Source organism: Streptomyces sp. NBC_01264, from assembly GCF_026340675.1.
Classification (GTDB): Bacteria; Actinomycetota; Actinomycetes; order Streptomycetales; family Streptomycetaceae; genus Streptomyces.
In genome coordinates this window covers 2150942-2169730 of sequence record NZ_JAPEOX010000002.1, presented here as the reverse complement: position 1 = coordinate 2169730, position 18789 = coordinate 2150942, and the positions used below count along the sequence as shown (strand labels likewise).

General features: G+C 69.9%; 16 protein-coding genes and 1 pseudogene. 7 read left to right on the top strand and 10 right to left on the bottom strand.

The genetic code is table 11. From position 1 onward, the window contains the following. Positions 1 to 11 precede the first annotated feature (11 nt). Complete coding sequence (locus tag OG435_RS42780) at positions 12 to 2102, bottom strand: S9 family peptidase (protein ID WP_266885891.1); 2091 nt, start codon at positions 2100 to 2102, stop codon at positions 12 to 14. Positions 2103 to 2213: 111 nt separating this feature from the next. Between OG435_RS42780 and OG435_RS42775 the strand changes: the two genes are divergently transcribed. After that, positions 2214 to 3776, top strand: coding sequence for an MFS transporter (locus tag OG435_RS42775; protein WP_266885889.1), 1563 nt, complete (start codon positions 2214 to 2216; stop codon positions 3774 to 3776). Between the two features lie 10 nt (positions 3777 to 3786). On the opposite strand, the gene OG435_RS42770 is transcribed toward OG435_RS42775, so the two are convergent. Both OG435_RS42770 and OG435_RS50850 read right to left on the bottom strand, forming a co-directional pair. Next, the gene (locus OG435_RS42770) at positions 3787 to 5178 is read right to left on the bottom strand and encodes a cytochrome P450 (protein ID WP_266885887.1); all 1392 of its coding nucleotides are present in this window, start codon (positions 5176 to 5178) and stop codon (positions 3787 to 3789) included. Continuing rightward, the gene (locus tag OG435_RS50850; RefSeq protein ID WP_430625831.1) at positions 5079 to 5942 is read right to left on the bottom strand and encodes an excalibur calcium-binding domain-containing protein; all 864 of its coding nucleotides are present in this window, start codon (positions 5940 to 5942) and stop codon (positions 5079 to 5081) included. The genes OG435_RS42770 and OG435_RS50850 overlap by 100 nt, the downstream gene beginning before the upstream one ends. Here OG435_RS50850 and OG435_RS42760 point away from each other — a divergent pair. Continuing rightward, entirely contained in the window at positions 5941 to 6582 is a 642-nt protein-coding gene (locus tag OG435_RS42760; RefSeq protein ID WP_266885885.1) for an ADP-ribosyltransferase, read from the top strand. The two genes, OG435_RS50850 and OG435_RS42760, sit on opposite strands and share 2 nt — an antisense overlap. Before the next feature lie 25 nt (positions 6583 to 6607). On the opposite strand, the gene OG435_RS42755 is transcribed toward OG435_RS42760, so the two are convergent. From OG435_RS42755 to OG435_RS42740, 4 genes are all read right to left on the bottom strand, one after another. Further along, on the bottom strand, positions 6608 to 8335 hold the full coding sequence (locus tag OG435_RS42755) for an ADP-ribosylglycohydrolase family protein (RefSeq protein ID WP_266885883.1): 1728 nt from the start codon (positions 8333 to 8335) through the stop codon (positions 6608 to 6610). Continuing rightward, entirely contained in the window at positions 8332 to 9051 is a 720-nt protein-coding gene (locus OG435_RS42750) for a DarT ssDNA thymidine ADP-ribosyltransferase family protein (protein WP_266885881.1), read from the bottom strand. The genes OG435_RS42755 and OG435_RS42750 overlap by 4 nt, the downstream gene beginning before the upstream one ends. Further along, a complete protein-coding gene (locus tag OG435_RS42745) occupies positions 9048 to 10433 on the bottom strand; it encodes a 3'-5' exonuclease (RefSeq protein WP_266885879.1) in 1386 nt (461 codons plus the stop codon). Before OG435_RS42745 ends, OG435_RS42750 begins: the two co-directional genes overlap by 4 nt. Before the next feature lie 373 nt (positions 10434 to 10806). Next, on the bottom strand, positions 10807 to 12084 hold the full coding sequence (locus tag OG435_RS42740; protein ID WP_266885877.1) for a tyrosine-type recombinase/integrase: 1278 nt from the start codon (positions 12082 to 12084) through the stop codon (positions 10807 to 10809). 258 nt (positions 12085 to 12342) lie between these two features. Between OG435_RS42740 and OG435_RS50240 the strand changes: the two are divergent. The 5 genes and pseudogenes from OG435_RS50240 to OG435_RS42720 all read left to right on the top strand — a co-directional run. Next, positions 12343 to 12468 (top strand): annotated as a pseudogene (locus tag OG435_RS50240) (helix-turn-helix transcriptional regulator); the annotation flags it as partial. A gap of 186 nt (positions 12469 to 12654) precedes the next feature. Further along, positions 12655 to 12969 (top strand): helix-turn-helix domain-containing protein, encoded by a 315-nt coding sequence (locus OG435_RS42735; RefSeq protein ID WP_266885875.1) that lies wholly within the window; start codon positions 12655 to 12657, stop codon positions 12967 to 12969. A gap of 68 nt (positions 12970 to 13037) precedes the next feature. Continuing rightward, positions 13038 to 13484 carry a hypothetical protein gene (locus tag OG435_RS42730; RefSeq protein ID WP_266885873.1) on the top strand — a complete coding sequence of 149 codons (447 nt, stop codon included), beginning with the start codon at positions 13038 to 13040 and terminating at the stop codon, positions 13482 to 13484. A gap of 99 nt (positions 13485 to 13583) precedes the next feature. After that, positions 13584 to 14273, top strand: a complete 690-nt coding sequence (locus OG435_RS42725) for a hypothetical protein (protein WP_266885871.1) — start codon at positions 13584 to 13586, stop codon at positions 14271 to 14273. After that, the gene (locus tag OG435_RS42720) at positions 14273 to 16696 is read left to right on the top strand and encodes an AAA family ATPase (RefSeq protein ID WP_266885869.1); all 2424 of its coding nucleotides are present in this window, start codon (positions 14273 to 14275) and stop codon (positions 16694 to 16696) included. The genes OG435_RS42725 and OG435_RS42720 overlap by 1 nt, the downstream gene beginning before the upstream one ends. Positions 16697 to 16765: 69 nt before the next feature. Here the strand turns inward: OG435_RS42720 and OG435_RS42715 are convergent, their stop codons facing one another. The 3 genes from OG435_RS42715 to OG435_RS42705 form a co-directional block, all read right to left on the bottom strand. Next, entirely contained in the window at positions 16766 to 16927 is a 162-nt protein-coding gene (locus OG435_RS42715; protein ID WP_266885867.1) for a hypothetical protein, read from the bottom strand. A gap of 203 nt (positions 16928 to 17130) precedes the next feature. Beyond that, positions 17131 to 17364: a hypothetical protein gene (locus OG435_RS42710; RefSeq protein WP_266885865.1), complete on the bottom strand. Its 234-nt coding sequence runs from the start codon at positions 17362 to 17364 to the stop codon at positions 17131 to 17133. Positions 17365 to 17840: 476 nt separating this feature from the next. Continuing rightward, positions 17841 to 18257 (bottom strand): hypothetical protein, encoded by a 417-nt coding sequence (locus tag OG435_RS42705; RefSeq protein WP_266885863.1) that lies wholly within the window; start codon positions 18255 to 18257, stop codon positions 17841 to 17843. Positions 18258 to 18789 lie beyond the last annotated feature (532 nt).

Sequence of the window (18789 nt, the reverse complement as noted above, 5' to 3'; positions counted from 1 at the left end):
GTCGTCACCGCTCAGGCGAGGCCCAGTTCCTTGCGGAAGAACTCCAGCTCCAGCGCCATGATCTTCTCCCGCGCCCCGCCCGGGGTCATGTGGGTGACGCCCGGCAGTGCGAGGAGCTGGTGCGGGCGGCCCGCGTCGGTCAGGGCCTGCGAGAGCCGCAGGGTGTGCGAGGGGTGGACGTTGTCGTCGGCCAGACCCGTGACCAGCAGCAGCGGCCGGCGGAGCCCCGCGGCGTCGGCGAGCAGGCTGTCGCGCTCGTACACCTCCGGGTGTTCCTGGGGCAGACCCAGGTACCGCTCGGTGTACGCCGTGTCGTACTGCCGGAAGTCGGTCGGCGCGGCCCCGGCCGCCGCCGCGTGGAAGACGTCCGGGCGGCGCAGCACCGCGAGCGCGGCGAGGTACCCGCCGTACGACCAGCCGCGGATGCCCACCCGGGTCAGGTCGAGGTCCCCGTGGCGCGCCCCGAGCGCCTGCAGGGCGGCGACCTGGTCCTCCAGGGTGACCTCGGAGAAGCCCCGGTACATGGCGTGCGTGTGCCGCGGCGAGACGTACGCGGTGCCGCGGTTGTCGACGGTGACCACGGCGAAGCCCTGGTCGGCCCACCACTGGCGGTGCTGCCAGCGGCGCGGCTCGGCGCTGACGTCCTGCATGCCGGGGCCGCCGTAGCTGTCCATCAGGACGGGCAGCCGGGTGCCGGGGACGTGCCCGCGCGGCAGGACCAGGGCGGTGGGCACCGCGTGCTCGGTGACCCGTTCCAGCACCGGGACCACCCGGTACGGCAGCGGCTGTGCGAGGTCCACGGGGGTGAGCTCGCGCCCGTCGGAGGTCCGCAGGACGCGCCGGATCCCGTCGGCGTCGGCGGAACCCAGCAGCAGCGCCCCGGCGGAGGCCGCCAGGACGGAGTGCACCCCGGGCCCGTCCGCGAGCGGGGTCAGCTCGCCCGTGTCCGGGTCCAGCAGGAGCACCTGCTGCTCGGAGGGGTCGCGCCGGCCGGCCTCGATCAGCAGGCGGTTCCCGTGGGTGCCGGCCACCCTGCGGACCTGGAGCCCGTCCCCGGTGAGGAGTACGCCGTCCAGCGCGAGCGCCCGGGCGGCCCCGCCGGGGGTGTCGGCCGAGGTGAGCATCCGGCCGTCGGCCAGGCGCGCCGGAGTGCCGGGGAGCAGGGGGTCCACCCACTGGGGGTGCGTGGTGCGCGACAGCTCCCGGGTGCGGCCGGTGTCGGGGTCGGCCGAGAGCAGCAGGACGTTGCGCTGGAGCCGGTCGTGCACGGTGAGCAGGATCTCGGCGGGCGAGTCCCACTGCGCGTCGGAGAAGTAGGGGTGGGTCTCCGTGTCCCAGTCGAGCCGCACGGCGGCGTCCGGGCCCGGTCCGAGCACCCAGAGCCGCACGTCGGCGTTGGGGCCGCCCGCCTCGGGGTACGCGAAGTCCTCGGCCGGCAGCTCCGGGTGCGCCGGGTCGGCGAACCAGCGGCGCTGGAGGGCGGATTCGTCGACGCGGGCGGCGAGCAGGCGCTCACCGCCGGGGGACCACCAGTACCCCCGGTGCCGGTCGAGTTCCTCTGCGGCGGCGAACTCCGCGACGCCCCAGCGGGCTCCGTCGTCGGGGCTGATCCGGCCGCCGGGGACGGTGTGCAGGGCGTCGCCGGTGACGTAGGCGACGCGCGAGCCGTCGGGGCCGGGGCGCGGGTCGAAGACGGGCCCGGCGGTGGGGAGTTCCTTGGGCTGCGCGGGCGCCGCGGAGTCCGCTGCCCAGGTGACCTCGTACAGGCGGCCGTAGAGCGCGAACACCGCGGTGCGGCCGTCGGCGGAGAGCGCGTACGACCCGATCCCGGCGGCGACGAGCCGCGAGCGTTCGCGCAGCCGGCGCTCGACGACGGGGAGGGGCGCGGGCTCGGGGGACAGTTCGCGCGGGTCGGCGAGCCGGGTTTCGGCGCCGGTGGCGGTGTCCAGGACCCAGAGGCTGTCGAAGGGATCGGTGGGGCCGGTGGAGCGGAGGAACCAGAGGAGCCGGCCTTCGTCGCCGAAGGAGAAGGCGCGGGGCGCGCCGTAGGTGAACCGGGCTGTGCTCGCGGAGAGCCTGAGGAAGTCATCCATGCGATCCATGGAATGAGTGTGCCATGTGAAATACTACACGATATATATCACACGGTATATGCCACATAGACTAGGCCGTTCGAGTGGTGACACCCCTGATACAGGTTTAGCGTCGAAAAAGTGGACCCGAACGCTACGCCGAGCAGTACCAGCACCGGGACCGACGGCAAGGTCCAGGGCAACGAAGGCCGTCACGGACTAGCTCTGTTCGTGCTCGCCTCGTGCCAGCTCATGGTCGTTCTCGACATCACCATCGTGAACATCGCGCTGCCGCACATTCAGACCGCACTCGGCTTCTCCACCGAGAGCCTGTCCTGGGTCGTCAACGCCTACACCCTCACCTTCGGCGGGCTGCTGCTGCTCGGCGGACGCGCCGGTGACATCCTCGGCCGGCGGCGCGTCTTCATCTTCGGCGTCCTGCTCTTCGGCCTGGCCTCGCTACTGGGCGGATTCGCCCAGAACGCGGGCCAGTTGATGGGCGCCCGCGCCTTCCAGGGCGTCGGCGGCGCCATCGCCTCCCCGACCGCCCTCGCGCTGATCACCACCACCTTCCGCGAAGGCCCCGCACGCAACCGGGCCTTCGGCGTCTTCGCCGGCGTCTCGGCCGGCGGCGGCGCGATCGGGCTGCTGGCGGGCGGGTTGCTCGTGGAATGGCTCAACTGGCGCTGGGTGCTCTTCGTCAACGTCCCGATCGCGCTGCTGATCGCCCTGGTCGCCCCGAGGGCGATCCGCGAATCCCCCCGCCGGCCCGGCCACTTCGACCTCGCCGGCGCCCTGCTCTCCACCCTCGGCATGGTGGCCCTGGTCTACGGATTCATCCGCGCGTCCCAGGACGGCTGGCGGGACGGGCTGACGCTCGGGTCCTTCGCGGCGGCCGTGGTCCTGCTGAGCCTCTTCGTCGTCAACGAACGGCGCTCGCCCCAGCCCATCACCCCCCTGCACATGTTCGCCGACCGCAATCGGGCCGGCACGTACGCGATCATGCTCTTCTTCGCCTGCGCGATCTTCGGCATGTTCTTCTTCCTGACCCTCTTCGTACAGAACGTGCTCGGCTTCAGCCCGCTGCGGGCCGGGCTCGCCTTCCTGCCGGTCAGCGCGATGATCGCGGTGACCGCGGGCATCACCTCCCAGGGACTGCCGAAGTTCGGGCCCAAGCCCTTCATGGTGGCCGGCTCCCTGTTCTCGGCCTCCGGCCTGGCCTGGCTCACGCAGACCGACATCCACTCGACGTACCTGGGCAGCATCCTCGGACCGATGCTGCTGTTCGCCGCGGGCATGGGCATGCAGTTCGTGTCCCTGACCCTGATGGCCCTCTCGAACGTCCCCGACCGGGAATCGGGCGCGGCCTCCGGACTCCTGAACGCGATGCAGCAGGTGGGCGGTTCGCTCGGCCTGTCCATCCTGGTGACCGTCTTCGGCACGGCCAGCCGCAACGAGGCCAAGGACCAGGTGGGCTCCTTCCTGCGCACCGCCACACCCGAACAGAAGGCTTTCTTCGCCAGGACGAAGCAGTACCCGAAGCCCTGGAGCGATCAGGTCCTCACCTCGGGCGTCAGCGCCGCCTTCGTGGCGGCAGCCGCGTTCACCCTGGTCACGGCGCTGATCGCGCTCTTCGTCATCCAGGTGCGGCCCTCGGACCTGGCCCGCCTCCAGGGCAACCAGGCACCGGCGGCGGGGGCCTGATCCCGGGTTCTCAGACCCCCGTCCGACGGATCCGGCAGCGCGCCGGGCCTGTGATGCGCAGGGTGATCCCGGCGACGACGGAGACCTCGGTGTCCACCGCCTCGAACTCGTAGGCCCGCAGCAGCATCGCCAGCGCGATCACCGACTCCAGCATGGAGAAGTGCTGCCCGATGCAGGCGCGCGGACCGCCGCCGAAGGGCAGCCAGGCGTAGCGCGGCCGGGCCGCCTCCGCCTCCGGGGTGAACCGGTCGGGGTCGAAACGCTCCGGGTCCGGCCAGTAGTCGGGGTGGCGGTGGGTCACCCAGGGCGCCACGATCACATCGGCGCCGGCCGGGATGATGTGCCCGTCGACCTCGGCCGCGGCCACCGAGCGGCGGCCGAGGACGGGGGCCGCCGGGTAGAGCCGCATGGCCTCCTTGAGCACCTGGGTGAGGTACGGGAGCCGGTCGAGGTCGGCGGCCACGGGCGTACGGTCCCCCAGGGCCCCGGCGATCTCGGCGCGGGCCCGGTCCTGGATCTCGGGATGGCGGGCCAGCAGGTGGAGGGAGAAGGCGAGCGAGGTGGCGGTCGTCTCGTGCCCCGCGAGCAGGAAGATCAGGACCTGCTCGCGCAGCTCGGTGGCGTCGAACTCCCCGTCGGCGTCGCTGCTCGCGGCGGCCAGCAGCGACAGCAGGTCCTCGCCGTCCCCCGCACTGCGGCGGCGCTCGGCGATGATCCCGTCGCACACCGCGTACAGCTCGTCCATCGCGGCGGCCGCCCGCTTGTTGCCCGGAGTGGGCCAGTCGCGGGGGAGGTTGACGGGGGAGTAGCCGCGGCGCATCACGTAGGCGGTGATGACGGGAAAGGACCGGTCCACGACATCGGCGGTGGCGTCCACGTCCGTCCCGAAGAGGATCCGGGCGACGGCGCGCAGCGCGAGCGTCATCATCTCCTCGGCGACGTCGACGATCCCGTCCGCGGCCGCCTCCCAGGCGGCGAGGGTGGAAGCGGTCTCGGTCGCCACCGCGTCCGCGTACCCGTCCACCCGGCGCTTGGTGAACAGCGGCTGCACCAGCCGCCGCTGGCGCAGGTAGTCCTCGTCCTGACTGGTGAGCAGTCCGTTGCCGAGGGCTTCGCGGACCTCTTGGTAGAGGGCGTTGTCCTTGCGGAAGTTGGCCGCCTGCGAGGCCAGGACCTGCTGCGCCCCCTCCGCCGAGAACACGCAGTGCAGCTCGGTGCGCAGCCCCGGCGGACCGGCCGTGATCCGCACGACGTCGCCGTGCAGTCGCTGCGCCCGCCGGTACGTACCGAGGGCGTCCGACTTCAGGTCGGCGAGCGACCCGAACAGCGGGGCGCCCTCCAGCCGGGGGATCTCCGTACGCTCGCTCGTGCCCGTCCGTGGTGCTCGCGCTGCTGATGCCATGGCCCCGCCCTCAGAACTGTGCCGAAAGGGCGATTCTGGGGGCGACCGACCGCCGGGGGCGAGGGCTGCCGGGGCATCAGGCCGAATATCGCCGCAGCGCGGGCCCCTCTCCGGCTCCTTGTCGCCCACGTGTCGCAGGCGATGCCGTCGTCGTCCCGGTCGAGGTACCTGCCGTAGCCGGGCTGGCCGCGCCGGATGGGGGCGGCGCCGGCGGCCCTGGCCTCGGCGCAGTTGCGGTAGCTGACGTCCTTTGGCCCGGGGGCCGGGGTGGGGCCGGACTTCGGCTGTTTCGGCTTCGGATGGCCCGGGTCCGCGGAGGGGACCGGGGTCCTGACGGGGCTCGAACCCTTGGGCGGACGCAGGGAGGCGCCGGCCGCGGCCGGGCAGGGGATCCCGGGTGCGACGAGCGAGATCTCGACGGAGGTGCCGCCCGCGACGGGGGCGGCGGCCGCCGGGGTCTGGAAGCAGACCGCCCACTGGCCGTGGTCGGCGGGGAGGGGGACGTCGCCGTAGGCACCGCGCGCCTCGACCGGCCCGGGAAGCACCGCCTTGACGAACACGAGATGACCCCCCAAGATCAGGCGGCGTGGAACCGCCTCGGCGCAGGAGCCTACCCGGGGCCCCTGGCGCGCCCCGGCTCCCCGCAGGATCGTTCCACCACCAACTCCCTCCCGATTCAAGGAAATCGAGGGGGACTTCGACACGCTCACCAACGAGTGAGGATGCTCCCGGGGGCGGCGCGGAGACACCAGGGTGGGGCCCATGATCACCCTCCGCGCCCTGCGCCGTCGCGCCACCGTGCTCGCGACCGCCCTCGCCGCCGCCCTGCTGCCCCCGGCCTCCGCCGCCGCGTCGGCCCCCGCCTCCGCCCCCGGATCGCTCCACGCGGCCGCGGCGGCTCCCGCGAACTCCTGCCCCCGGGTCCAGAACCACCTCTTCGCCGCCGCCGACGAACGCGTCGAGGTGCAGCGCATCACTCCCTCCCCGTCCTGGCGGATCAACTGCAAGCAGCTCTACCGCTCGGACGGCCGCCCGCCGTCGGTGGTCTTCGAGGAGGGCTTCCTGCCCAGGGACACCGTGAACGGCCAGTACGACATCGAGAGTTACGTCCTGGTCAACCAGCCCTCCCCGTACGTCTCCACCACGTACAACCACGACCTCTACAAGTCCTGGAAGAGCGGCTGGAACTACTACATCGACGCCCCGGGCGGCGTGGACGTCAACCAGACCATCGGCGACACCCACAAGTACGCCTCCCAGGTCGAGGTGGCCTTCCCGGGCGGCATCGCCCGCTCCTTCATCGTGGCCGTCTGCCCGGTGGACACGGTGAAGAAGGTGGAGATCATGGACCGCTGCGAGGACAACCCGTACTACGAGCCCTGGCGCACCAACTACCCGAGCTGAGGCCGGAGGACTCCCATCGGTCCCGCTATGCCGCGGGACGCCCTTCCACCGGCCACACCAGGACCTCGTGCCCGTCCGGGTCGATCACCCGGAGGGAACCGGGGACGTCGCGGGGGCCCGGCGGGGTGACCCGCACGTTGTGCTGCTTCACCATGGCTGTGATGCGTGCCGGGTCCGAGGTCTGCACGGTGAACTGCAACGGACCCGCCGTCGGCGTGTCCAGCGGGCCGGACGTCTCCAGCAGCGCGAGCCAGGGCGTCACATAGAGGGCGGGCCCGCTTCCTTGCACCGCAAGCCCGAGCACCTCGCCGTAGAACTTGCGGGTCTCCGCGAGATCGCGCACGTGGATCACCATGCGGGTCACGGCCGGGGCCGGTGCACCGGGCGGCTCCTCCCGCACCGGGGCCGGGGACCCTCCGCGCTTCACCGCGCGGTCCACGTGCAGCGTCTGACCGTCGTCCAGGGTCAGGACGAAGCGCGTGACGTCCTGGCTCTTGCTGTCCAGACCGTAGTGCCGTACCTGCGCCACGGCGCGGCCGTCGACGAACCGCTCCGTGCTCCCCTTCTCCGCAAGGGAGGCCAGCCAGTGGGCCCGCTGAACCTCCGGCGTCTTCTCGGCCGCGTCCGCCGCGCGGGGCGGTTCGACCAGCGCGGCTGCCGTCCGCGCGAGGCAGGCCTCGTCCTGGACCTCGCGCAGGAGCGGTGCGATCCAGTCCGTGCCGTGCAGCGCGCCGAGCAGCGCGGCGGTCATCGAGGCGAGCGTGTCGGTGTCGGCGCGGTCGAGGAACGCTGCCCTGAGCAGACCTGTGGACGGGCGTACGGAGGCACGCGCCGCCAGGTAGCAGGCGGCGGCCGCGGAGACGGTTCCCGCACCGTTGCGCTTCGCGTCGAAGCAGCCGAGTGCCGCGAGGGTCTGCGCGTCGTCGGCGAGGCCGGCCCGTGCCAGCGATGCCCGCGCCGTGGCGAGCAGCTCGTCCATTTCCCGAGCGGTCTCCGTCCACGTGGTGGCGAACGAAGCGCCGGTCGCGTCCGTGAAGGCGGCCGACCAGCCTTCGGGGAGGGCGGCGTGTGCGAGCGCGGGATCGCGCCACTGCGCCATGCCGGCCACGGCGAGTACGACGTCCCCGTACTCGCCGGCGCCCTCCCGTCGGAGCGTGTGCCGGGCTGCCAGGGCATAGACCACCGCGCCGAGCAGGGCGCGCGGATGCCCGTGGGTCAGTACCCCGTCGGCGACCACGCGCGAGATCAGCCGCTCGGGGGAGTCGTCGGCCAGAGTGTGGACGGCGTGGGGCGCGATCCTCATGGCCACGCCATTCGCCCCGGCGTTGAAGTAGGCGCCGACCTTCGCGCGCTGGCCGTGCCAGGGCGGGGTTCCCGCCTGCCAGCTGCGGCATGCGCTGAGCACCGCCCGGCCACCGCCTCGCTGGTAGAGCGGCCACGCGGGGAGCTCGACCTCGGTGAGCCGGCTCAACCAGTCGTCTCCGTGGAGGCAGGCGCGCGCCGTGGCGAGCAGCAGCTGGGTGTCGTCGCTGTACTCGCCCGCGCCGACCGGGTCCCGGTAGCGGGTGTACTGCCCGCCGGCCCAGCGCACCCAGGGGCGGAAGCCGAGACCGGGGGTGGTGCTGCGCGAGGCCTGCCCTCCGACGATGGCGCTGCGCTGTTCCTGCGGCCAGCCCAAGGCGTCGCCGACGGCCGCCCCGAACAGCAGGCCGCGGGTCCGGTCCAACAGGTCTGGCGGCCTCTGTGCGGTCACCGGTTCCCCCCATCACTCTGCGGCGGTACCCAAGCGGACTCGGTGAGGGGAGGTCCCTTGCGCACGCGGTCGCTCAGTTCGTTCCTATCAAACAGCACCGGCTCCACGAGCCAGGTCAAGGGAGGTACTTCCACGTTGAGGACTCTCAGCCGCGTCAGCTCGTTGGCCACCGCCTCATGGCTGGGCATGGCGACGGCCAGTACGTGCCTCAACTCGATGGGACCCGGTACGAGGACCTCCGCCTGCAAGTTGGTGGCCGCCCCTTCGAGATGGCCGGCTCCGCGCGGCCAGGTGCCGCTCGTGGCGGCGAACAGTTCCAGCAGGGCGTCCGGGCCCGGCCGCAGCCGGGCGCCGCTCTGCGTCGCCGCGTTGCAGGGCGCGAACAGAGTGCCTTCGCGCAGGGCCAGTTCCGCGTCCAGGAACAGGCAGATCCAGTCCGGGTAGTTCTGGTGGTCGGACTTGTTCCGGGCCTGCGCGAGGTAGTAGCTGTTGGGGAACTGGAAGGTGCAGCAGACCTTGTCGGGCTGGTTGTCGAACCGCCGGCGATCGGTGGGGGTGAACTGACCGGGTGCCCGCTCGGCGAGGTCCTTGCTGCTGCGGATCGCCCCGTCGCGCAGGATGTGCGGGAAGCTGCGGGCGGGGGTGAAGTGGGCGAGCCGGGTGGCCTTGCTCCGGCGCAGGGCCTCGGTGAGCGTGAGGCCGCCGCCGCGGGTCACGGCTGCATCTCCGCGTACAGGCCGGTGCCTTCGGGCAGGAGGTGGGTCTTCGCGCCGCTGTAGGTGATGACCAGGTCCGACTTGGCGCGGGTGATGCCGACGTACAGGAGCTTCGACTCCCGCTCGTCCGCGTCGTCCGCGCCCAGGGACTTGACCACCTCCGGGTGGGGCACGGTGTCCTCGGAGCAGAAGGGCATGACCACCGTGTCGAACTCGAGGCCCTTGGCGGAGTGGTAGGTGGTGTAGTACACCCCCGGCGCGTCACTCCAGGCGAACCTCGCGCTCTTCTCTATCCGTTGGGCCTTCAGCCCCGCGCAGGCCTCCTCCGCATCGGCCCAGGTGCGGCCGATCACGGCCACCGTCCCCACCTGCCCCCACTGCCGGGCGATCGACTGGACCACCGACACTTCCTGCGCACGGTCGGTGCACGCGACCAGCGTGGGCAACGAGCCCCTGGCGCGGGGGGCGACGGGAGGTACGAGCTCGTCGGTCCTGCCGAAGAAGGGCATCTCGCTCAGGGCGATGGCGAACTCGGCGATCGCGGTCGAGTTGCGGTAGTTGTCCTTGAACATCTCGATCTTGGTCACCTTCAGGCCGCAGGCCCGCCACGACATGCCCTGCCCGTAGATCTGCTGGGCGTAGTCGCCGAAGAAGGTCACCGAGCCGGCGGGGTCGACGACCTCCGCGAGCGAGCGGATCTCCTCCGGTGACAGGTCCTGACCTTCGTCGATGATCACGTGCCGGTACATGCGCGGGCCGTCGTCCGCGGCCTGATGGTCCCGGACGGAGGTGGCCAGGTCATCCCAGTCGTACGAGTGGCCGGCCGCGGCGCGCCGCAGCCGGTACTCCTCGGCGATCTTCCAGACGGCCTCGCGCAGGGACGCGTTGAGAGGGGTCCGGCGCCCCAGGCGGTCGATGGACTCGTAGGCCTCCCAGGTGCGCAGGCCCATCCCGGAGATCCAGACGATCTCGTCCTCGAACCACCCGGGATCCCTCTCGAAGAACTTGCTCGGTTTGTACGTCGAGGCCACGGCCTCGAGCGCGGACCGGATCAGCTCGCGGCGCTTGCCGCTCGAGATGATCGCCTGCCCCTTCATCGCACCGTGGTGGTTCAGGAAGCCGCGGGCGAACAGCGCGTAGGTGCGGATGTCGAGCCGGTCGGTTTCGCCCGAGAGGTGTTTGAGGTAGGCGACGAGTGCGTTGTTGTAGGTCACGAGCAGCGTCTTGCCGGATGCCGTCGCTCCTGATTCCGACAGGAAGCGCGCCCGTAGCATCGCCATCACGGTCTTGCCGGTTCCCGCCGTACCGAGCACCACTTGATGGCCGCTCGTCGGCAAGTACGCCACGTCCGACTGCCGCCCCACCGGCTCCGGAAGTCCCATCCCCCACCCCTTCGTCCCCGAGGCACCGTCAGCGCCTCTGTGAAGGATGCCTGTTCTGCCCGGATGATCGAGATGGTTTTACGCCAGGATCCCGGTCACCGGGGGAGGGACGCGTCACGCCCCTCCCGGCCCGTGGTCATCGGGTCGGAAGGGGCGTGAGGGCTGTTCTTCCTCGGGCGGTCAGATGTCCCTGTACTTCTCGACTAACGCTCTGACCTGCTACGGCGCACCCCCGGCAAGATCATCTTGCACGAATACTGCACAAGCCGGGGAGCTCCCGGAATGCGCTCCACAGTGTTCGAATACCTCCGAACCCGGAGCCCCAGCAGCCCCGCACTACCCTCCGTCACCGAAAGATCCGCGGAGATCGTGGTCATGCGGCACGCCCGTACATACCCTGCACGGCGCGTCGAACCTTCGCCCCGGCACCCGCGACACGGTGCACGTACGTCCTGAGCGTGAACGCGGGGTCGTTGTGCCCGAGGCGGTCAGCGAGGGTGAAGATGTCGACTCCGCCCGCCAGCATCATCGACGCGTACAGGTGCCGGAGCGCGTGCAGCATCTTGTCCCGCGACTTTTCCCACCGCCGGCCCGGCTCCTCGGGGTCCAGGGCCTTGATCAGGCCGACCGCGGCCAGGGCGGGCTTCCACACGTATGAGTTGAACCAGTTCGCTTGGATCGGCTTCTTCTCGCGGCCGTAGAAGAAGATCCGCGCGGTGACCGGCTCGCCGTCGCCCTTCCGCCACGGCAGCGTCACCGTGATCGGGGGCCACTTCTCCATGTGCTCCAACAGCGCGTCTGCCACGGCCGGACTCAGCTCCACCCACCGGTCCCGGGGATCGTCCTCGGTCCCGCCCTTCGGATTGTCGAACACGAGCTTCGAACCCTTCTCGTGCGCCACCTGCCGCTGAATGTGGACCATGGGGCCGTCCTCGTGGTCCCAGTCGATGTCATCAGGCCCGAACCCGAAGATCTCGCCCTGGCGCATGCCGAGCCCACGGCCCACGTCCACGATCGCCTTGTAACGGTCGGGCAGTTCGGTACGGATCTTCTCCATGTCCATCCACGTCAGCGCAAGTTCCTTGGCGGCCGTGCTGTTCCGCTTCGGCCTCACCGCCTGCACCGACCGGTTCAGGCAGGGGTTCTTGCGGATCAACTCGTCATCGACCGCGAGGTCAAGCGCGGATTGCAGGTTCGCGAAGACCAGCCGCAGGGTCGCGTCCTCCAGCAGCTCGCGGCGGCCAGTGAGCCAGTCCCGTAGCGCCGTCGCCGACACATCCTTGATGCGCATCTTCCCCATCGGGGTCGGGATCACGTGCAACCGCATCCGCTGCTCGTAGCGCTCGATGGTCCGCGGGTTGTCGAAGACTAGGCCGGCCAGCCAGATCTTCACCCACTCCGCGACGCGGACCTCCCCGCCCTCGGGGTTGATGTACGAGCCGTCGTCCACCGCGGCACGCATGGCGTTCTCATGCTTTTTGGCCGCGGTCTCGGTCTTGAACAGCTCTGTCTCCTGGACGCCGTCCGGGTCCCGCCAGCGGGCCTGCCACCGCATCCCGACGTTGTGGTCCTTCGAAGGGACCTTGCCGTGCTCCTTGCACACCTCCGCCTCGGCGGGCGGGCGGGACAGGTGCCAGCGGTCGTACGGCATGGATGCACTCCTACGGTATGAGGTGGAATCGGATGGTATGGCGGTGAGTTGGCGGGAGTACGCCGCTATATGAGCGAATGAAAAATAGATCGCTTGATGTGGAAAATTGCCATACCTACGGTCAGCGGCATGTGGTGCCAGGAGGCACGCGAGGGCGACCGGGAGGCGATCATGGCGGCGGCAAAGGGGCCGACGGGAACACAGGGGCCGCGGCCCAAGGCCACGACCCAACAGGTCGCAGAATAGCTACAAGTTGACGTCGAGACGCTCTACAAGTGGCGGCACTCGGGGGTGGGGCCGCCCGGCGTGCGTATCGGTAAGTACCTGCGGTACGACTGGGCCGATGTCGAATCGTGGTGGGCTGAGCGGAAGACCGCAGCCTGACGGGGCCGCTGGCTCACCAGGCGCCGCGGGTTACCCGGCCACTGCCCATACGGCCGCACGAGGTGCGGCTGCTGGCGCGGGACTTAGGCCATTCGGTTAAACCCGCTATCTAACATTTACGCACTAAAAATCGCGCATGGTTTGTTGATCCCAGTTCGTCACCACGGCCAACTCGGGAGATCCGCCATGCCCACATTCAGCCCCGCCCGCCTGACCGCCGCGCGCCTCCAGGCCGGACTCGGCATGCCCCAGCTGGGCTCGCTCGTCGGCCGGACATCGTCGGCGGTCTGGAACTACGAGGTCGGCAAGTCCGTCCCGCCCGCGGCCATCGTCAAGTTGATCGCTGAGGCTGTCGGCCTCCCGGTCAGCGGCCTGTACGAGCCGGACCCCACCGACCCCGTCCTCCGGGCCCTGCGCGACCTGGAGTGCGACACCGACACCGACAGCGCACCACCGCAGGGGTGGACCCGGCGCGACGCCTCCGAGCCCACCCCTGCCTGACCAACCCCCGGAAACGAAACGCTTCCGGCCGGCTGCAAACCCGGACGGAGGTGGAGAAGGAGCAATGCGTGTCGACTGACACTGTCTCTGCTGATGCCGCCGCGGTAGCCGCCGAGCCGGTGAACCCCTACGGGCTGCCCGCGGACATGACCCCCGCTCAGGCCGTGGCCGCCCTCACGCGCCGCCCTGGAACCATCCCGGCGCCCGGCGTTCCCGGTGTGCCGCTCATGCTCCCCGCGGCCTTTGTGGGGCCCGTGACGGCCTTGCAGATCATCGGATTCGCCCCGAGCGAGAAGCGACCCCGCCTAGACCTTCGGGTGCGCCACCTGGACGAAGCCGGACACGCGGTCGAGGACGGCCTACGCCGGGCCCACCACGTCCACCTGCTGCGCCAGCTCGGCGGCCTGCGCCGCGGAGAGTGGACGGTGGGCCGCTTCGAGCGGATGGCGCGCCATGGAGCCCAGTGGCAGGCCCTGCCGCACCGGGTCCCGGCCCGCATTCGCGCCCGGACATGACTGAGGCCCCGGACTAGGTCCAGGGCCTCGCCAGTCACAACACCAACCGCGGCAACCAACCAAGGAATCCGCGATGACCGAGTAGGAGCCCAGTCACTCATGACATCGTACCCCAAAACCGACATCCCTAAGCAAGCGCTCAGTGCGGCTGAATACGACCCGGCCGCCGTCCGCGAGTGGCTCACCTGGTACTACGCCGGAACCAAGGGGGGAATCCAGATCTGCGGGTTCCCCGACCACAAGGGCGGCCGGGAGTTCACGGAGGTGGAAGCCGCCGCCGCCTTTGTCGACCAGCTCAACCGCATGGGCCAGCACAGCATCTACCACCGCGTACTGACCGTGCGCAGCCACCTGCCCCACGAACAGCGGGGCGGCGAGGACCAGAGCGCCGAGGCCGTCGCGCTGTGGGCGGATCTCGACTTCGGCACCGAAGGTCACAAGGCCACCGCGTCCGGGCTCCCCCTCCCGCCGGATGAGGACTCAGCCCGCAAGGTCGTCGCGCAGGCCGGCCTCCCGGACCCCACGGTCTGGGTCCATTCCGGCGGGGGCCTGTACCCGTACTGGCGCCTCGACGGGCGACTCGTCATTGCCGACCAGCCCGAAGTCTTCGCGGAGTTCGCGGCCCTGTCCGAGTCATGGCAGCAGATCCTGCACCGCGCCGCGGAATCGCTCGGCTGGCACTACGGCAGCGAAGTCGGCGACCTCGCCCGGATGCTCCGGGTCCCCGGCACGCTCAACCGCAAGACCGCGATCCCGCGGCTGTGCCACGTCCTGGGAGAGCTGTCGTGATGTACTCGCTCGCACACCTCACCCAGCGCGCCCTCGAACTAGCCCCGGATCTTGTCGAGGAGGCCCAGAGGAAGAGCGCCACGGTCCCGGCGCCCACGCCACTGCCCGAAGGCTGGGCGGCGGCGGAGACGGCGATGCGCGCGGCCTCGGCGAACTCGCCCCTCGGTGTCCTGGACGGACTGTTGGACTGGGAGTATCTGCTGGGCGACTGCCTCGGCTGGAAGATGGTGAAGAAGACCCGCTCCGGAGTCCGGTACTGGCAGCGGCCCGGCGCCACCTCCGAGCACTCCGCCAAGACCGACTGGGGCGGGACGCCCACCCTAGTGGTCCACTCCACCGACACCGGACTCCCGGCCGGCGCCAAGCAGAAACTTACGAAGGCCCGCGTCCTAGCCCACCTCGCCTACGGCGACGTCACCAAGCTGTCCGAACTAACCGCGGACCTCCTGCGGGCCGCCGACGGGGCGGACGACGTCCACGAACACCTCGCCGGACTCCCCGATGAAGTACTGACCGCCCTACAAGGTTGCGGCGGCATGTCAGATTCGGACGGCGAGGACGTCAGTTTCCCGAAGGGAGCACCGAAGGGAGCGGAGCCTAGTGACCCGCGCTCTTCGCTCCCTTCGCGCTCTTCGCTCCCTTCGCGCGGGGTGTCCGCGAAGGGAGAGCAGTCCGTCCTCCGCGAGATCTACGGCGTCCCGTTCAGCAGCCTGCGCACCCTGCGCAAAGACTGGCTATGGGAGACGTCCACCCACAAGATCATCCCCACCGGCGAGGCCGGGTACGTCGCCGGTCCGGGCGGCCTCGGGAAGTCCACCCTCATCCAGCAGCAGATCGCCGCGCCGCTGACGCTCGGCACACTTCCCGGCATCTACTACGGCGAGCCGCGCAACGTCGCCGTCTTCTGCGCGGAGGACTCCTACGAACACATCGTCAAGCCCCGCCTTGAAGCCGCCCGCGCCGACCTCGAACGCGTCTTCAAGATCGCCGCACGCACGCCGGAGCGCGACGACATGGTGCCCCAGTTCCCCTACGACGCCGCGTCGCTAGAGGCATTCATCCGCGCGAACGACATCGCGTTCATCCTGCTCGACCCCGTCATGTCCTGCCTCGGCGCCGACGTCAAGCACAACGACCCCCAGTCGATCCGCCGCGTCTTCGACGCCTTCCAACCCGTCTGCGAATCCACCGCAGCCACGCTGATCAGCGTCATGCACCTCAACCGCAAGCACGGCGAGGACTCGACCGCCCGCATGTCCGGCGCCCACTCGTACAGCGACTGCGCCCGCGTCGGGTTCGTCTTCGCCGAGGTGGAGGAGAACGCCTACGTCGTCAGCCAGAAAAAGAACAGCTACGCGCCGGAGAAGATGCCCGATCTCGCCTACCACTTCGACTCGGCCGCGGTGCTCGCCGAGGACGGCCTACCGGTGAGCGTGGGCCTGATCGTCATCGACGGCGAGTCGGAGGTATCAGCCGACGACGCGCTGACAGCCCCGCGCCAGAACGCGGAGCAGCGCGAGGAGGCCACCGACTTGGCCGGCGTTCTGGGCGAGTACTTCCTGGAGCACGGGGCCGGGGAGTTCCGCGAGATCCCGGCGAGCGAGATCCCGTCGATCGCCAAGGCGCTCGGAGTGTCGAACGACCAGCTCAAGCGCGCCAAGCGGAAGGCCGGGATCAAGTCAGGCAAGGCGCAGGGCGCCTTTGAAGGCGGTTGGGTCTGGCATCTCACCGAGCCGCAGCCCGACACCCGCCGCCCGGCTGACTGTTGGGTCGACAAGAACCCCACGAAGGGAGCGAAGGAGGCGAAGGGAGCGAAGAGCGCGGGTCGCAGGGGTGCGCCCCCTTCGGCGCTCCCTTCGCGAAATCAGCAGACTCTGAGCTCCGAAACTGACACCGGGTCGGTGTGGGCTCCCCGCGACGGCATGCCCACCCTCGCCAACACTTCGCCGGACAAGCTGCTGATGGTGGCCGGTGTGCTCGATGACTGGGCGACCACGCAAGCGCCCGGCTTGTGGGCCCCTGGAACCTGCGAACGGTGCCACCAGGATGGTCTCGAGCTCAACACGCGACACGCGGTGTGTGTGCACTGCCTCCGGGAGCACGCCGCCGAACTCCGGGCCGCGGCACCCGAGTCCCCGGAAATCTCCGAGCCGGTGCCGCCGGCGGAGGCGCCGACGAATCAGCCAGAGCCGACGAAGCGCAAGGGCCCCGCCCCCGGCACCGGCGGCCGGAAGCCGTCCACCACTCCGCAGCAGGACGCCGCGATCGTCAAGCGTGCGCTTGACGGGGAGGCGTACGAGGAGATTGCCGCGGACTTCAAGGTCTCGATCGGCACCGTCAAGAACCGCGTTCGCGACGCCCGCAAGGCCAAGGTGGACGCCTGCGACCACGTTCCTCAGCACATCCTCGGAACAGCGACCTGACTACCTGCTCCGGCCCGCTCGCGAACGTCACCTCGAATCGCGCGAACAGGCCGGTGCGGGTAACGGCCCTTAGATACGCGAGAACGGCTTGAGGAAGCGCAGCAGCTCGCGCAGCACCTCAACGGCTCGCCCTGCCCGCTTCGAGTCCGGGTGCAGCACCGCGACGAAGACGCAGAGGGCAATGAGGGCGAGGGGAACGAGGACGACAACAGCAAGCAGCCACATGGGCATGGACAACTCCACAGGAGATGGAAGTGTCCCGCCGCCTACGTCTCACCTGCCGAATCGGCTTCGTAGTGCTGGGATGTGCTGGCTTCAGAGAACCTGATCCACGTAGCAACGCTAGGGCTCGGGCACGACCCACGGTGCGCGTTCCCCCTGATTGTAGCGGGATTCGACCCCGCCCATGCCCGACGGTCGGACTGTCCCTGCCGTCAGAAGAGCTCAAGCACCTCGCCGGCCGCGGCCGCGGGCGTCTCATCCCGTTCGAAGGGCAGGAACAACACGCCGCCCAGTTCCACCTCCCTCTCCGAGCCGTGGCACAAGATCAGGTCCAGCGCTCGCTCGCGGGGGCGCGGGTGCTTGTGGTCGGCGATCCGGCGGGTGTCCGGGCTGACCGCGACGGATCGGCGGCAGACGGGACAGATAATTCGAGGCCAAGCGGGCATGGCGAAGTCCCCTTCGTTGAGGGTGTGATGAGGGTGAGTACGTCCCGAACCCCGGGGTTGACTGGAGATTAGGACCGGCGGCGGGGGCTGGCGACTGTCCGCGGCGAATCCCGCCAGGAACGGTGTCCTCCCATGTCCACCAAGGGGTAAACGGTGTCCACCAGCTGTTTTCGGGGAGTGCTCTCCAGCAGGCTCTAAATACCTCTAAGAACCTCTAGGCACTTGGGCCGAATGTTGGCCGGTTCCGTTCGGTCATGGCGGGAGTCTGGCACGCAGTCAGCTCTGCCACTTGGTGCTTGGAGCCATATCAGCCAGCTGGAGCGAGTGAGTTCTGGTGAGTTCCGGTGAGGCCGTCCGAGGGCTTCCGAGAACAGCTCGTCCGGAACTCACCGGAGGTGCGGCAGGGAGTCCGCCTTGTCGGATGGGTGCGCCGACCGGTCAGCCCTCGGCTCCGCGGCCGGCCACTCAAGAAACGTTCAGGCCTTCCACAAGACGATGTTGTGCTCCAGGTCAACGACCTCGATCCACTCCAACCGCGGAATGAGGCGCTCGACCACACGCCAGTGGGCGCTGCCCTGGTTCCACTGGGACAGGTGCCATCCGTCAGGGCGTCGTACAGGGATGCCGAGTGACTGGTGGGCGTTGATCGGAACGTGTTTCTTTCCCCAGGGGTGCCACTCGTGCGCGTCCGCCTCCGGGATCTGCACCTGGAAGCGGATGGGGTAGTCCGCCCGGAACGCCCACGGAAGGAGTTCGCGATCCTGCGAGTCGCTGAGGTGCACGGTCTTCGGTACATACCCTCCCGCGGCGCCCCAGCGGGGTTCCAGGCAGCCGGAGGCGTCGATCGCGGGCCAGTGCTCGGGCTTGGTGAAGTGGTACAGGGTTATCGCCATGGCGGTGACTCTAAGGCTGCGTCAGGGCCGACTTTTCCGGCTCGGCGTAACCGCCTTCACCTGGGCCCCGGTCGACCACTTTCTCGGCATCGGCTAGGCCGGCGAGGGAGGCACGGCGACGCCCCGCCCGGATAGCGGCGGAGGCGGTCAGCCCCGGGCACGAGAAAGAGCGCCGGCCTCCTCCCGAAGGAGGGGGTAGGACCCGGCGCTCTTGGTGATCCCGGACACAATCTCGCGATCGGGCCCGACGCTACCAGCAGCGCCGCGGCGATGCCACTACCCCCGCTGATACTGCCTGCGGAATTGTCACTGCTTTGAGGCCACGGCCTTGAATTGAATTCTGAATTTCTATTTGAGGCTCCAGGTAGAGAAATCCCGAAAAAATCGGCTTAAGGGTGCCCCCCGCCCTGGAATTGGGCCTGCGAAATTGCGATAATGGAGGCATGCCCGCGTAGGACCGGGCCGACCGGACACGTCGACTCGCGATGGGGGTTTTTCTCAGATGGCCACACCCGCAGGGCACACTTATGCC

Bases quoted from the DNA above. Each gene is read 5' to 3' on its own strand.
- OG435_RS42760 (WP_266885885.1), top strand. From the start codon at position 5,941: ATGATCACCCTCCGCGCCCTGCGCCGTCGCGCCACCGTGCTCGCGACC.
- OG435_RS42720 (WP_266885869.1), top strand. From the start codon at position 14,273: ATGTACTCGCTCGCACACCTCACCCAGCGCGCCCTCGAACTAGCCCCG.
- OG435_RS42745 (WP_266885879.1), bottom strand. From the start codon at position 10,433: ATGGGACTTCCGGAGCCGGTGGGGCGGCAGTCGGACGTGGCGTACTTG.
- OG435_RS42715 (WP_266885867.1), bottom strand. From the start codon at position 16,927: ATGCCCATGTGGCTGCTTGCTGTTGTCGTCCTCGTTCCCCTCGCCCTC.
- OG435_RS42735 (WP_266885875.1), top strand. From the start codon at position 12,655: ATGCCCACATTCAGCCCCGCCCGCCTGACCGCCGCGCGCCTCCAGGCC.
- OG435_RS42710 (WP_266885865.1), bottom strand. From the start codon at position 17,364: ATGCCCGCTTGGCCTCGAATTATCTGTCCCGTCTGCCGCCGATCCGTC.
- OG435_RS50850 (WP_430625831.1), bottom strand. From the start codon at position 5,942: ATGGGCCCCACCCTGGTGTCTCCGCGCCGCCCCCGGGAGCATCCTCAC.
- OG435_RS42725 (WP_266885871.1), top strand. From the start codon at position 13,584: ATGACATCGTACCCCAAAACCGACATCCCTAAGCAAGCGCTCAGTGCG.
- OG435_RS42705 (WP_266885863.1), bottom strand. From the start codon at position 18,257: ATGGCGATAACCCTGTACCACTTCACCAAGCCCGAGCACTGGCCCGCG.
- OG435_RS42780 (WP_266885891.1), bottom strand. From the start codon at position 2,102: ATGGATCGCATGGATGACTTCCTCAGGCTCTCCGCGAGCACAGCCCGG.
- OG435_RS42740 (WP_266885877.1), bottom strand. From the start codon at position 12,084: ATGCCGTACGACCGCTGGCACCTGTCCCGCCCGCCCGCCGAGGCGGAG.
- OG435_RS42770 (WP_266885887.1), bottom strand. From the start codon at position 5,178: ATGGCATCAGCAGCGCGAGCACCACGGACGGGCACGAGCGAGCGTACG.